Annotated in this window: 14 protein-coding genes; 2 read left to right on the top strand and 12 right to left on the bottom strand. The window is 65.0% G+C overall.

Annotated elements, in window-relative coordinates:
* Positions 1 to 9: 9 nt before the first annotated feature.
* Complete coding sequence (locus BH95_RS02490) at positions 10 to 1,395, bottom strand: glycine--tRNA ligase (RefSeq protein ID WP_019667482.1); 1,386 nt, start codon at positions 1,393 to 1,395, stop codon at positions 10 to 12.
* Positions 1,396 to 1,581: 186 nt separating this feature from the next.
* On the opposite strand from BH95_RS02490, the gene BH95_RS02495 reads away from it, so the two are divergent.
* Both BH95_RS02495 and BH95_RS02500 read left to right on the top strand, forming a co-directional pair.
* A complete protein-coding gene (locus BH95_RS02495) occupies positions 1,582 to 1,995 on the top strand; it encodes an ArsR/SmtB family transcription factor (RefSeq protein ID WP_019667483.1) in 414 nt (137 codons plus the stop codon).
* Positions 1,996 to 1,998: 3 nt separating this feature from the next.
* Entirely contained in the window at positions 1,999 to 2,421 is a 423-nt protein-coding gene (locus BH95_RS02500; RefSeq protein WP_020111630.1) for a Fur family transcriptional regulator, read from the top strand.
* Between the two features lies 1 nt (position 2,422).
* Here BH95_RS02500 and BH95_RS02505 read toward each other — a convergent pair whose 3' ends face one another.
* The 11 genes from BH95_RS02505 to hrcA form a co-directional block, all read right to left on the bottom strand.
* On the bottom strand, positions 2,423 to 2,818 hold the full coding sequence (locus tag BH95_RS02505; RefSeq protein ID WP_019667485.1) for a hypothetical protein: 396 nt from the start codon (positions 2,816 to 2,818) through the stop codon (positions 2,423 to 2,425).
* Positions 2,811 to 3,629, bottom strand: a complete 819-nt coding sequence (locus BH95_RS02510) for an isoprenyl transferase (RefSeq protein WP_019667486.1) — start codon at positions 3,627 to 3,629, stop codon at positions 2,811 to 2,813. Before BH95_RS02510 ends, BH95_RS02505 begins: the two co-directional genes overlap by 8 nt.
* On the bottom strand, positions 3,586 to 4,410 hold the full coding sequence (gene recO, locus BH95_RS02515; protein WP_026348198.1) for a DNA repair protein RecO: 825 nt from the start codon (positions 4,408 to 4,410) through the stop codon (positions 3,586 to 3,588). The genes BH95_RS02510 and recO overlap by 44 nt, the downstream gene beginning before the upstream one ends.
* Positions 4,411 to 4,462: 52 nt before the next feature.
* The gene (gene era, locus BH95_RS02520) at positions 4,463 to 5,374 is read right to left on the bottom strand and encodes a GTPase Era (RefSeq protein ID WP_020111631.1); all 912 of its coding nucleotides are present in this window, start codon (positions 5,372 to 5,374) and stop codon (positions 4,463 to 4,465) included.
* Entirely contained in the window at positions 5,371 to 6,723 is a 1,353-nt protein-coding gene (locus tag BH95_RS02525) for a hemolysin family protein (protein WP_019667489.1), read from the bottom strand. The genes era and BH95_RS02525 overlap by 4 nt, the downstream gene beginning before the upstream one ends.
* On the bottom strand, positions 6,720 to 7,262 hold the full coding sequence (ybeY, locus tag BH95_RS02530) for an rRNA maturation RNase YbeY (protein WP_019667490.1): 543 nt from the start codon (positions 7,260 to 7,262) through the stop codon (positions 6,720 to 6,722). Before ybeY ends, BH95_RS02525 begins: the two co-directional genes overlap by 4 nt.
* A 45-nt stretch (positions 7,263 to 7,307) precedes the next feature.
* The gene (locus BH95_RS02535) at positions 7,308 to 8,309 is read right to left on the bottom strand and encodes a PhoH family protein (RefSeq protein ID WP_244164808.1); all 1,002 of its coding nucleotides are present in this window, start codon (positions 8,307 to 8,309) and stop codon (positions 7,308 to 7,310) included.
* Positions 8,310 to 8,459: 150 nt separating this feature from the next.
* Entirely contained in the window at positions 8,460 to 9,194 is a 735-nt protein-coding gene (locus BH95_RS02540; protein WP_019667492.1) for an alpha/beta hydrolase family protein, read from the bottom strand.
* Positions 9,191 to 9,967, bottom strand: a complete 777-nt coding sequence (locus BH95_RS02545) for a 16S rRNA (uracil(1498)-N(3))-methyltransferase (protein WP_037180885.1) — start codon at positions 9,965 to 9,967, stop codon at positions 9,191 to 9,193. The genes BH95_RS02540 and BH95_RS02545 overlap by 4 nt, the downstream gene beginning before the upstream one ends.
* A gap of 2 nt (positions 9,968 to 9,969) precedes the next feature.
* On the bottom strand, positions 9,970 to 11,124 hold the full coding sequence (dnaJ, locus tag BH95_RS02550; protein WP_019667494.1) for a molecular chaperone DnaJ: 1,155 nt from the start codon (positions 11,122 to 11,124) through the stop codon (positions 9,970 to 9,972).
* A 63-nt stretch (positions 11,125 to 11,187) separates the two neighbouring features.
* On the bottom strand, positions 11,188 to 12,231 hold the full coding sequence (hrcA, locus tag BH95_RS02555) for a heat-inducible transcriptional repressor HrcA (protein ID WP_026348199.1): 1,044 nt from the start codon (positions 12,229 to 12,231) through the stop codon (positions 11,188 to 11,190).
* Positions 12,232 to 12,317 lie beyond the last annotated feature (86 nt).

Below are 12,317 nucleotides of genomic sequence, written 5' to 3' on the forward strand. Positions count from 1 at the left end.
AGGGGTGGACTAGGCGCCCAGTAGCCGGGCCGCGAGGTAGGCCTCGACTTGATCGAGGGCGACGCGTTCCTGTGCCATGGTGTCGCGCTCGCGGATGGTGACCGCCTGGTCGTCGAGGGTGTCGAAGTCGACGGTGATGCAGAACGGCGTACCGATTTCGTCCTGACGACGGTAGCGGCGGCCGATGGCGCCGGCGTCGTCGAATTCGACGTTCCAGTAGGCGCGCAGCTGCTGCGCGAGGTCCTTGGCCTTCGGAGTCAGGTCGGCGTTGCGCGAGAGCGGCAGTACGGCGACCTTGACCGGTGCGAGGCGACGGTCGAGCTTGAGTACGACGCGCTTGTCGACGCCACCCTTGGCGTTGGGGGCTTCGTCCTCGGTGTAGGCGTCGACGAGGAATGCCATGAGTGAACGCGTCAGGCCGGCTGCGGGCTCGATGACGTACGGCGTGTAGCGGGTGTCCGTCGCCTGCTCGTAGTAGCTGAGGTCCTGACCGGACGCTTTGGAGTGGACCGACAGGTCGTAGTCGGTGCGGTTGGCGATGCCTTCGAGCTCGCCCCATTCGCTGCCCTGGAACTTGAAGCGGTATTCGATGTCGACGGTTCGCTTGGAGTAGTGCGAGAGCTTCTCCTGCGCGTGCTCGTAGAGGCGTAGGTTCTCGGGGTCGATACCCAGGTCGGTGTACCACTTCATGCGGTAGTCGATCCAGTACTGGTGCCACTCGTCGTCTTCGCCGGGCTTGACGAAGAACTCCATCTCCATCTGCTCGAACTCACGGGTGCGGAAGATGAAGTTGCCGGGGGTGATCTCGTTGCGGAAGCTCTTGCCGATCTGGCCGATGCCGAACGGCGGCTTCTTGCGCGAGGTGGTGAGGACGTTGGCGAAGTTGACGAAGATTCCCTGCGCCGTCTCGGGACGCAGGTAGTGCAGGCCTTCTTCGTTGTCGACCGGTCCGAGGTAGGTCTTGAGCAGACCCGAGAATGCGCGGGGCTCGGTCCACTGGCCGGGGTCGCCGGTTTCGGGGTCACGGATGTCGGCGAGACCGTTCTCCGGCGGGCGTCCGTGCTTCTCTTCGTACGCTTCGAGGAGGTGGTCTGCGCGGTAGCGCTTGTGCGTGATGAGCGACTCGACCAGCGGATCGGAGAACGTCTCGACGTGTCCCGACGCTTCCCACACCTCACGCGGAAGGATCACCGAGGAGTCGAGGCCGACCGTGTCTTCGCGGCTGGTGACCATGTTGCGCCACCACTGCTTCTTGATGTTGTCCTTGAGCTCGACGCCGAGCGGACCGTAGTCCCACGCCGACTTGGTACCGCCGTAGATCTCACCGCACTGGTAGACGAGTCCTCGACGCTTGGCGAGGTTGGCGACGGTTTCGACTTTGGACTTGGGTGCCACTGGCGGAGCTCTCCATCTTGTGTCTTGCGAGAGGGACTTGTACAGGCGTCAAGACTATCGGTCGAGGGCCGCTTTCTCCGAACGCTCCCGTTCGCGTTTGACATGCGCACTCGTGCATATCAAAATGGAAGTGATTTGCATTAACGATCGCTGGACTACTGTGAAGCAGGTACGCGAGCCCTGAACATGAAGGAGAATCTGTTGGCAATCCTGGAGACGGACCCTTCGCACCTCGGCAACGAACAGCCTGCACACAGCCCCTCCACCGAAGCCCACGTGCATGATCCGTTCGTGTCTGCGCCGCCCGCGCCGGTCCCGGCCAAGGAGACACTGACGGCCGCAGGCGACATCCTGCGCGCGCTGGCAGCGCCTGTTCGAATCGCGATCGTGCTGCAACTTCGTGAATCCGAGAGGTGCGTCCACGAACTGGTGGGCGCCCTCGGAGTGACCCAACCGTTGATCAGTCAGCACCTGCGCGTGCTCAAGGCCGCCGGTGTCGTACAGGGTGAACGCAATGGACGCGAAGTGCTGTACCGACTGGTCGACGATCACCTGGCTCACATCGTCGTCGACGCTGTCGCCCACGCAGAGGAAGGCTGATAGATGCCGGAGAGCACGAGAACCCGCAAGCCCGTCGCAGTCGGGATCCGAGCGACGAAGCAGCGCAGTGCCATTTCGGATCTGTTGGACAACATCGACGAGTTCCGGTCGGCGCAGGATCTGCACGACGAGCTGCGCAAGCGCGGCGAAGGCATCGGGCTGACGACGGTGTATCGCACTCTCCAGGCTCTGGCCGATGCCGGCACCGTCGACGTCCTCAGAATCGACACCGGGGAATCGGTCTACCGGCGGTGCTCGTCCGGCCACCACCACCATCTGGTCTGTCGTGATTGCGGCTACACGGTCGAGGTCGAGGGCCCGACAGTCGAGAAGTGGTCGCAGGGCGTCGCGGAGGACAACGGATTCTCCGACGTCAGCCACACCATCGAGATCTTCGGCACCTGCAACGAGTGCAGGGCCAAGTAGGTCACGGAAGCAGGCCCTCGCGCGCTTTCTCCACTCCTCCGAGGACCAGCACCAGCATGGTCATCAGGGCTTCGTCGTCGAGGCCACTCGCCGGAAACGTGTAGCGCAGCAGCACATCCGCCGATTTCTCGTGGACGTTCACCGAGATGGACCCGAACTGCGAGTCCGCATTACGGTCCGCCACCTTCTTGTGCAGAGCGGCCTTGAGGGGCCGGTCCCACGCCAGCACCGCCGTCAGCGACAGCACCTCGAGCCCTGGCGACAGTGCCACCGAGCGGAGGGAACACAGGGCCCCGGCATAGTCGAAGCCGAGCGAGCCTTCCTCCCCGACGACGACCGTCGCGAACTGCGACAGCGCCAGTTCGGCACGCGACTGCAGGGTCGTGGGCTCACTCATACTTCACTCCTCCGAATCGACGGTCCCTGGACGCGTACTCGATGCACGCTTCCCAGAGGTCCCGGCGATCGAAATCCGGAAACAGTTTCTTCTGAAAGACGAACTCCGCGTATGCGGACTGCCAGATGAGGAAGTTGGATGTGCGCTGCTCCCCCGACGGACGCAGGAACAGATCGACGTCCGGCATGTCTGCTTCGTCGAGGTACTTGGCGACGGTGGCTTCGGTGATCTTCTCGGGATCGAGTTTTCCCGCCGCCACCTGACGCGCGATTTCTCGTGTTGCGTCGGCGATCTCGGCACGCCCACCATAATTGACGCACATCGTCAGCGTCATGACGGTGTTCTTCTTCGTCAGTTCCTCGGCGACTTCCAGTTCCTTGATGACGCTGCGCCACAAGCGAGGCCGTCGTCCGGCCCACCGAACTCGGACACCCATCTCGTTCATCTCGTCACGGCGACGCCGGATGACGTCGCGGTTGAAGCCCATCAGGAACTTCACCTCGTCCGGGCTGCGCTTCCAGTTCTCTGTCGAGAACGCGTAGGCCGACAGCCACTTGACTCCGATGTCGATGCATCCGCAAACGGTGTCCATGAGCACAGCCTCGCCGCGCTCGTGACCTGCGGTTCGTGGCATTCCACGGTCCTGTGCCCACCGGCCGTTGCCGTCCATGACGAGGGCGACGTGACGCGGAATCAGTTCGGGTTGAATGATCGGAGGCGTGGCTCCCGACGGGTGTGGATCAGGGGGCCGAATCGCCCTGTCACCGTCAGACTGACTGCGCGGTTCGCGTCGGAGAATCACGGTCTTCATCCTGCCCGACGCCGGTTGCTCGAACCGCACCAGGCCCGACCTGATGCGGCGCTGTGCGTTCGACGAGCGGCAACGTCCGGAGTTGGCGTTCCAGGTGCCACTGAAGATGAGCGGCGACCAGTCCACTGGCTTGGGACCGAACGGCCGTCGACGTCGTTTCCGTGTAGTCCCATTCACCGCGTTCGAGGGCGACCATCAGGTCCACGACGCCGGTCATGGGCGTCGCCGAACCCGGGGGCCGGCAGTGCACGCACACGGACCCACCTGCCGCGACATGAAATGCTCGGTGCGGCCCCGGAGCTGCACACCGCGCGCATTCGGTCAACGACGGCGCCCAGCCGGAGAAGCCCATGGCTCGGAGCAGGAACGCGTCGAGAATCAATTCAGGAGGGTGAGATCGATCGGCGAGCGCGCGCAGCGCGCCCACGGTCAGCTGGTGCAGACGTTTCGCCGGTGCATGTTCTTCACCGGCCAGCCGCTCCGCGGTCTCGAGGATCGCGCAGCCGGTGGTGTAGCAGCCGTAGTCGCTGACGATGTCGCCGCCGAACGCGTTGACTGTGTGCACCTGGGTGACGATGTCCAGATTTCGACCCGGATGAAGAAGCAAGTCGACGTGGGCAAAGGGCTCGAGCCGAGCCCCGAACTTCGATTTCGTGCGGCGCACCCCCTTCGCGACGGCCCGAACGATGCCGTTGTCACGAGTCAGTAGCGTGACAATACGGTCGGCCTCGCCCAGCTTGTGCTGGCGCAGCACGACTGCGTTGTCCCGGTATAGCCTCACGTACTCCAGTGTCCCACGGAGCGGGGGTAGCGCATCTTCGCCACTCGGGCTTCTAGAAGCCGAGCTTGCCCATCTGCTTCGGGTCGGTCTGCCAGTCCTTGGCGATTTTGACGTGCAGGTCGAGGTAGATCCTCGTGCCGAGGAGTTTTTCGATCTGCAGCCTCGACGCGGTGCCGACCTCTTTCAGTCTCGATCCGCCTTTGCCGATGATGATGGCTTTCTGGCTCGGGCGTTCGACGTAGAGGATCGCGTGGACGTCGAGCATGTTGTCGTGGCCCTCGCGAGGGGTGACCTCGTCGATCACCACGGCGAGCGAGTGCGGGAGTTCGTCGCGCACGCCTTCCAGCGCTGCTTCGCGGATGAGCTCGGCCATCAGGACGTCTTCGGGCTCGTCGGTCAGTTCGCCGTCCGGGTAGAAGGCAGGGCCCTCCGGCAGCTCCGACGCGAACAGGTCGACGAGCTTCTCCACCTGCTCACCCGACGCGGCGGAGACCGGAATGACGTGACTGTCCTCGCCGAGGAGCTTCGAGAGCGCCATCAACTGCTGTACGACGCGTTCCTTCTTGACTTTGTCGATCTTGGTGACGATGCCGATCAACGTGGTCCTGGGCGCGATGTGACGCACCTGTTCGAGGATCCACCGATCGCCGGGGCCGATCTTCTCGTCGGCCGGGATGCAGAGCCCGATGATGTCGACCTCGGAGTACGTTTCCTGGACCAGGTCGTTCAGGCGCTGCCCCAGAAGCGTTCTGGGCCGGTGGAGTCCGGGCGTGTCGACGAGGATCAGCTGCGCGTGCTCGCGGTGAACGATTCCGCGGATGGTGTGCCGCGTCGTCTGCGGCCGGGACGAGGTGATCGCGATCTTGGAGCCGACGAGCGCGTTGGTGAGCGTCGACTTGCCGGTGTTCGGCCGTCCGACGAAACAGATGAATCCTGATCGAAATTCGGTGCCTGCGTCGGTCATTCTTCGTCTCCCAGCTCTTCCCGCCGTGTGTGGCTGGGATCGTCGTCGTCTGCCGTGTCGTGCTCGTCGTCCTCTTCGGGAGCTGGCACTCGTTCCACCAGAACGGTCGTGATGCGTACTCGCCCACGTGGGTCCGCCCCACCTTCGCCGATCAGGATCAGGCCGTGTGTCTCGACGCGCGAACCGGGTAGCGGCACGCGGCCGAGCTCGTAGCCGAGCAGGCCACCGATGGTGTCCACGTCCTCGGACTCGATCTCGATGTCGAACAGTTCACCGACGTCCTCCAGTGTGACGCGGGCGGACACACGATAGGTGCCGTCGCCCAGGTCCTCGATGGGCGCGACCTCGGCGGAATCGTATTCGTCGGCGATCTCGCCGACGATCTCCTCCAGCACGTCCTCGATGGTCACCAGCCCTGCGATGCCACCGTATTCGTCGACCAGCAGGGCCATGTGGTTTCGATCGCGCTGCATCTCGGCCAGCAGGCTGTCCAGTGCCTTCGAATCCGGCACGAACACCGCAGGCCGCATCAGTTCGTCGACCTTGACGCCGCGGCCACCGTCGGTGGAGTAGTACGTCCGCTGGACGAGGTCCTTGAGATACACCACGCCCACGACGTCGTCGACGTTCTCGCCGATGACCGGGATGCGGGAGTGTCCGCTGCGGACTGCAAGGGATGTGGCTTGGCCTGCCGACTTGTCGGATTCGATCCACACCATCTCCGGGCGGGGCACCATGATCTCGCGCGCGGAGGTGTCCCCGAGTTCGAACACCGACTGGATCATCCGACGCTCGTCGTCGGCAACGACGCCGCGTTCGCGGGCCATGTCCACCAGCTCGCGAAGCTCGATCTCCGACGCGAACGGGCCGTTGCGAAAACCGCGTCCAGGTGTGATGGCATTTCCGATGAGGATGAGAAGCCGGCTGATCGGGCCGAGTATCCAGCCGAGAGCTCGAAGCGGAAACGCGGCGGACAATGCGATCGAGTACGCGTGCTGCCTACCGAGCGTTCGCGGGCCGACACCCACCGCCACATAGCTGACCAGCACCATGACGACGGCGGTGACCGTCAGAGCGAGTGTTTCCGACAGCAGGTCCATCATGCCGCCGACGAGAAGTACGGTTGCCGCGATCTCGCACAGAATGCGCAGCAGAACCGTCAGGTTGACGTAGCGTGGCCGGTCCGCGACCACCTCGAGCAATCCGATTGCACCGGGCCGCTCGTCCTTGGCCATGTCCTCGATCCGTGCCCGCGACACGGTGTTGAGGGCCGAGTCGACGGCAGCGAAGACACCTGCGACGGGCACCAGCACCACTGCGGAAACGATGAGTGCGGGTGCACTGCTCACAGGTTCTCGTCCCTGGAGAACCCGGTCTTGCCCAGTAGCCGTGCGTCGCGAGCCGCTTGGATCTCGGCTTCCTCGGTCCGCCGGAGATCCTCGTACCATTCTTCGAGGATGCGATTCTGGAGACCGAACATCTCCTTCTCCTCGTCGGGCTCGGCGTGGTCGTAGCCGAGCAGATGCAGCACACCGTGCACCGTGAGAAGAGCGAGTTCGTGTTCCAGCGGGTGCCCGGCTGCGGCTGCCTGATCGGCAGCGAACGACGGACACAACACGATGTCGCCGAGCATCGACGGCCCCGGCTCGGGGGCGTCGGGACGGCCTCCGGGCTCCAGTTCGTCCATGGGAAACGACATCACGTCCGTCGGACCCGGGAGATCCATCCACCGCATGTGCAGGTCGGCCATGGTCGCCGAGTCCACCAGCACCATCGACAGTTCGGCGGCAGGGTGCACGTCCATACTCGCGATCGCGAACCTCGCCACGCTCACCAGTTCCGGCTCGGAGACATCCATCCCCGATTCGTTGGACACCTCGATACTCATCTACCGCTCATTCTCTGTCGATTCTCCGCTCGGGCAGCCATGAGTCTAACGGCGTGCGGCACGTGCCCCACCCGAGCGTCGCTGCGCACGGTTGCCGATCGAGTCGTTGCTCTCGCGCGAGGACTCGAAGCGCTCGTACGCGTCGACGATGTCGGACACCAGCCGATGCCGAACCACGTCACTGCTGGTCAGCTGCGCGAAGTGGATGTCGTCGACCTCGATCAGGATTTCGCTCGCGGCGCGCAGACCCGATCGAGCTCCACCCGGCAGGTCGACCTGGGTGACGTCTCCGGTGACGACGATCTTGGATCCGAACCCCAACCGCGTCAGGAACATCTTCATCTGCTCGGCAGTGGTGTTCTGAGCCTCGTCGAGAATGATGAAGGCATCGTTGAGGGTTCGGCCACGCATGTACGCGAGTGGCGCCACCTCGATGACGCCCGCCTGCATCAGCTTCGGGATGGCTTCGACGTCCATCATGTCGTGCAACGCGTCGTGCAGCGGACGCAGATACGGATCGATCTTCTCGTGCAACGTGCCGGGCAGGAATCCGAGACGCTCGCCGGCCTCCACTGCCGGCCTGGTCAGGATGATTCGACTGACCTGCTTGGCCTGCAGAGCCTGCACGGCCTTCGCCATGGCGAGGTAGGTCTTGCCGGTTCCCGCAGGCCCGATGCCGAACACGATGGTGTTCGCGTCGATGGCGTCGACGTACCGCTTCTGGTTGAGGGTCTTCGGCCGAATGGTCTTGCCTCGGCGCGAGAGGATGTCCAAGCTGAGGACCTCGGCCGGCGACTCGGAGACGCCCTCGGTGAGCATCGCCACCGTGCGCCGGACGGCGTCGGGAGTCAGAGGTTGGGCACGCTTGACGACGGCCGCCAGCTCGGAGATCACGCGTTCCGCCAGCGCGACGTCCGCGACCTTGCCGCTGAGCGTCACCGCGTTACCGCGCACATGGATATCCGCGCTCAGCATCTGCTCGAGTGTGCGTAGGTTCTCGTCCGACGGTCCCAGCAGCGGCGGAACCGCTTCTGGTGCCAATTCCATACTCGACCGAACCTGGCGTTCGGCAGGAAGATCGCTGTGTTCACTCACGTGGTGGCTATGGCCTGCTTTCGGTTGTCTGGTCTCGAACTCGGCTGTTGGAAGTTTAACGCTCCTGGATGTGAGCGCATTCCAATTACTCCGCCCGCAGCGTCACTCCACCACCGCGGCGAGAGAGTGCTTCCAGCATCGGCTACCGGGCTGGAGAAATGCGAAATGATCCTCGCCGTCGACGACGACCGAGGTCACGTGGTCTCCCGCCGCACGTGCCGCCTGTGCGTACTCTTCGCTCTGCGACACCGAGACCTGCACGTCCTCGGCCCCGTGGATGCAGTGCACGGGAATACCGGTCGGCACGCGATGGAGCGGCGATGCCGCACGGTAGGTCTGCGGCGCGTCGTCGTAGTCGACGTCGAAGAGTGCCCGAATCGGCTCGTAGGAGGCGCGGGACACCAGATCGAGTACACCCGCCTGCGACACCACCCGCGACGGCCGAATTGCGACGTCCCGCTCCCCGGCAAGCCAGACCGCGAGGTGGCCACCGGCCGAATGACCCAGCAGACGCACGTCGGCGAGATTCAGCGTGCGCGGTGAATTGTCCTGCACCACAGTGGCGACCGCGGCGACGGCCGACGCCACGTCGCTGCTGATCTCGGGCCAGAGCCCTCCGGCACCCACACGTCGGTACTCGATGTTCCAGGCGGCGTACCCGGCCCGCGCGCATTCGACGGCGTACTGCGTTCCCAGGTTGAGCGCGTACTGCCCACTCCAGAAGCCGCCGTGGATGACCACGACGACCGAAAGCGGTTCCGTCGCATCACCTTCGGGCAGATACAGATGCCCGAACTGCTGCGGGTGGTCACCGTAGGCGATGGTGGTTCGCTTCATTCCGGCGATCCGAAGTCGAGGGGCGCGTGCCTCCATCTGTCGGTGAGTGCCCCGATCGCACCCAGCGCAACCGCTGCCGCCGTCGACGTCCGTAACACCGTGGGCCCCAGCATGACCGGGGTCGCCCCGGCATCCGTCAGCCGAGCGATCTCCTTGTCGTCGATGCCGCCCTCCGGCCCGACGATCAACAGGACCTCCGGGACGGTTCGGAACGGGAGCGAAGAGAACTCGGCGGTTGCCGCCTCGTGCAGCACCGCGACCACCCCGCCTCGTCCGACCACGTCGCGCGCCAGGGAGACCACGCCTGCGGTGTCCTGCACGTCGCTCACCGACGGCACGAACGGCCGCCTGGACTGCTTCGACGCCGCGGCTGCGACTCCTTGCCATCGCGCGACGCCCTTGGCTGCCTTCGGTCCGTCCCAGCGCGCAACGCAGCGCGCGGACTGCCACGGGTGAATCGAATCGATACCCGCTTCGGTGGCCAGTTCGACCGCCAGCTCCGAGCGCTCTGCTTTGGGTAGCGCCTGGACCAGGCCGACGGTCGGTGTCGGCTGCGTTGCTGCGGATCGAGCGTTCACCGACAGCTCGAGACGGTTTTTCTCCGCAGCCGTCACGACGGTGTAGGCGAGGCCGCCTCTACCGTCGGACAGCAGTATCCGTTCGCCGACGCGGATGCGCCGGACCGTGGCGGCGTGGTGACCTTCCTTGCCGTCCAGCACCGCGACGCCACCGACCGCGGGCAGCGGATCGAGATAGAAGACGGTAGCCGCCATCGTCAGCGACCGCTGAACGCTTCCCGCAACCGGGAGAACAACCCGCCGCTGTGCTGAGATCCGGTGGTGACGACCTCGGCGGCGTCGCGGTCACGCAACCGCTTCAGGTCCTCGAGCACCTGAGTCTGCTTGCTGTCCAGGCGAGAGGGCACGACGACTTCCAAGTGCGCGTGGAGGTCGCCGCGGACGCCCGAGCGGAGCTTCGGCATTCCGTGTCCGCGCAGCACCGCGACCGACCCCGGCTGGGTGCCCTGGTCGACCGTGATCTCGGTCGGTCCGTCGATGATGGCGTCCACGGACACCGATGTTCCGAGTGCTGCGTCCACCATGGGGACGCGGATGGTGCAGTGCAGGTCGTCGCCGTCGCGAACGAACACCTCGTGCGGCTGCTCGACGATCTCGACGTACAGGTCACCGGCAGGGCCACCACCCGGTCCGACCTCGCCCTGTGACGCGAGGCGGATACGCATTCCGTTGCTGACGCCGACGGGCACCTTCACCGAGATCTCACGACGCGACCGCACCCTGCCGTCACCCGCGCACTTACGGCACGGGTCGGGAATGGTCTCGCCGGCTCCGCGGCACGTAGGGCACGGGCGCGACGTCATGACCTGGCCGAGGAACGAGCGCTGCACCGACTGGACCTCACCGGCACCGCCACACGTCTCGCAGCGCACCGGCTTGGAGTCCCCGTTGGTGCCGGAACCGGTACACACGTCGCAGAGAATCGCCGTGTCGACGGTGATGTGCTTGGTGACACCGGTGGCGCATTCGTCGAGCGTCAGCTTGGTGCGCAGCAAGGAGTCGGCACCGGGCTGAACACGGCCACGGGGACCACGCCCGCCGCCTTGGCCTCCACCGCCGAAGAACGCTTCGAAGACGTCGCCGAGACCTCCGCCGAAGCCCGCGCCGCCGAAGCCACCGCCTCCGCCGCCGCCCTGCTGCAACGGATCGCCGCCGAGGTCGACGATGCGGCGCTTCTCCGGGTCGGACAGCACCTCGTACGCCGTCGAGATGTCCTTGAACCGAGCCTGGGCAGCCTCGTCCGGGTTCACGTCGGGGTGGAGCTCACGCGCCAACTTGCGGTAGGCGCGCTTGATCTCCTGGTCGGTGGCCTTCTGACCGACCCCGAGTGTTCCGTAATAGTCCCGTGCCACGTGAGTCTCTTTCTTCGAATCTGTTCTTGGTTGATCGAGCCGATGCAGTCGAGCTGGAGGTGCTCAGCGTTCTGCGAGCACTTCTCCGATGTATCTCGCAACGGCCGCAACCGATGCGATTGTTCCTGGATAGTCCATCCGCGTGGGCCCCAGCACACCCATGCCACCGAGCACCATGCCAGCCGAACCGTATCCAGTGGAAATCACCGAGGTGCCGCGCATCTCCTCGACCTGCGTTTCCTCGCCGATCCGGACGGTGACCGTGCGCGTGTCCTGCGTCACGGCTAGAAGCTTGAGCACGACGACCTGTTCCTCGAGCGCTTCGAGGACACCGCGCAAGGACCCGGGGAAGCCCGCGTCGCCCGCGAAGTCCGCCGCGTTGCGCGTCAGATTCGCGGTTCCCCCGAGAACCAACCGTTCCTCGGGATGTTCGACGAGCGATTCGATCAGAACAGTTGCCGACCTGATGATGGCGTCACGCAGGGATGCGGGCGAGTTCTCCGCGAGCTCGGCGACGGCAGCCGACGCCGCAGCCAGCCGCTTGCCTTCCATCGCGCCACCGAGCAGTCGCCGCAGTTGCGCCAGCTCGTCGTCGTCGATGACGTCGCCGAGTTCCACGATCCGCTGATCGACGCGGCCCGAGTCCGTGATGAGCACCATCAGCAACCGTGCCGGGGTCAGCGCGACGATCTCGAGATGACGAACCGAGGACACCGACAGGGTCGGGTACTGCACGACCGCCACCTGACGAGTCAGCTGGGCCAGCAGCCGCACACCGCGTCGCAACACGTCGTCGAGGTCGACGCCGTTCTCGAGAAACTCCAGAATTGCCCGGCGCTCGGCGGACGAGAGCGGTTTGACGTCCGCGATGCGGTCCACGAACTGCCGATACCCCTTGTCGGTGGGTACACGACCGGAACTGGTGTGCGGCTGCGCGATGTACCCCTCGGCCTCGAGCACCGCCATGTCGTTGCGGACGGTCGCGCTCGACACGCCCAGATTGTGACGCTCCACCAACGCCCGGGAGCCGACCGGTTCCTGAGTGGAGACGTAATCCGCGACGATTGCACGCAGAACTTCGAATCGCCTGTCCTCGGTGCTCGACACGTTCCCCCCTTCGGTTCGTTCGGTCACGCGGTTGTCAACAGTCTGAGTCTAGTAGCCGCGACGAACACGAGCCGTCCAAGGCCTTA

This window comes from Rhodococcoides fascians A44A, from assembly GCF_000760735.1.
In the GTDB taxonomy this organism is placed as follows: Bacteria; Actinomycetota; Actinomycetes; order Mycobacteriales; family Mycobacteriaceae; genus Rhodococcoides; species Rhodococcoides fascians_E.

What these genes read in the sequence shown, in the direction of transcription:
- era (WP_020111631.1), bottom strand. Translation starts at nt 5,374, where the DNA reads ATGACCGACGCAGGCACCGAATTTCGATCAGGATTCATCTGTTTCGTC.
- ybeY (WP_019667490.1), bottom strand. Translation starts at nt 7,262, where the DNA reads ATGAGTATCGAGGTGTCCAACGAATCGGGGATGGATGTCTCCGAGCCG.
- BH95_RS02535 (WP_244164808.1), bottom strand. Translation starts at nt 8,309, where the DNA reads ATGGAATTGGCACCAGAAGCGGTTCCGCCGCTGCTGGGACCGTCGGAC.
- BH95_RS02540 (WP_019667492.1), bottom strand. Translation starts at nt 9,194, where the DNA reads ATGAAGCGAACCACCATCGCCTACGGTGACCACCCGCAGCAGTTCGGG.
- BH95_RS02545 (WP_037180885.1), bottom strand. Translation starts at nt 9,967, where the DNA reads ATGGCGGCTACCGTCTTCTATCTCGATCCGCTGCCCGCGGTCGGTGGC.
- BH95_RS02500 (WP_020111630.1), top strand. Translation starts at nt 1,999, where the DNA reads ATGCCGGAGAGCACGAGAACCCGCAAGCCCGTCGCAGTCGGGATCCGA.
- BH95_RS02495 (WP_019667483.1), top strand. Translation starts at nt 1,582, where the DNA reads ATGAAGGAGAATCTGTTGGCAATCCTGGAGACGGACCCTTCGCACCTC.
- BH95_RS02505 (WP_019667485.1), bottom strand. Translation starts at nt 2,818, where the DNA reads ATGAGTGAGCCCACGACCCTGCAGTCGCGTGCCGAACTGGCGCTGTCG.
- BH95_RS02510 (WP_019667486.1), bottom strand. Translation starts at nt 3,629, where the DNA reads ATGAAGACCGTGATTCTCCGACGCGAACCGCGCAGTCAGTCTGACGGT.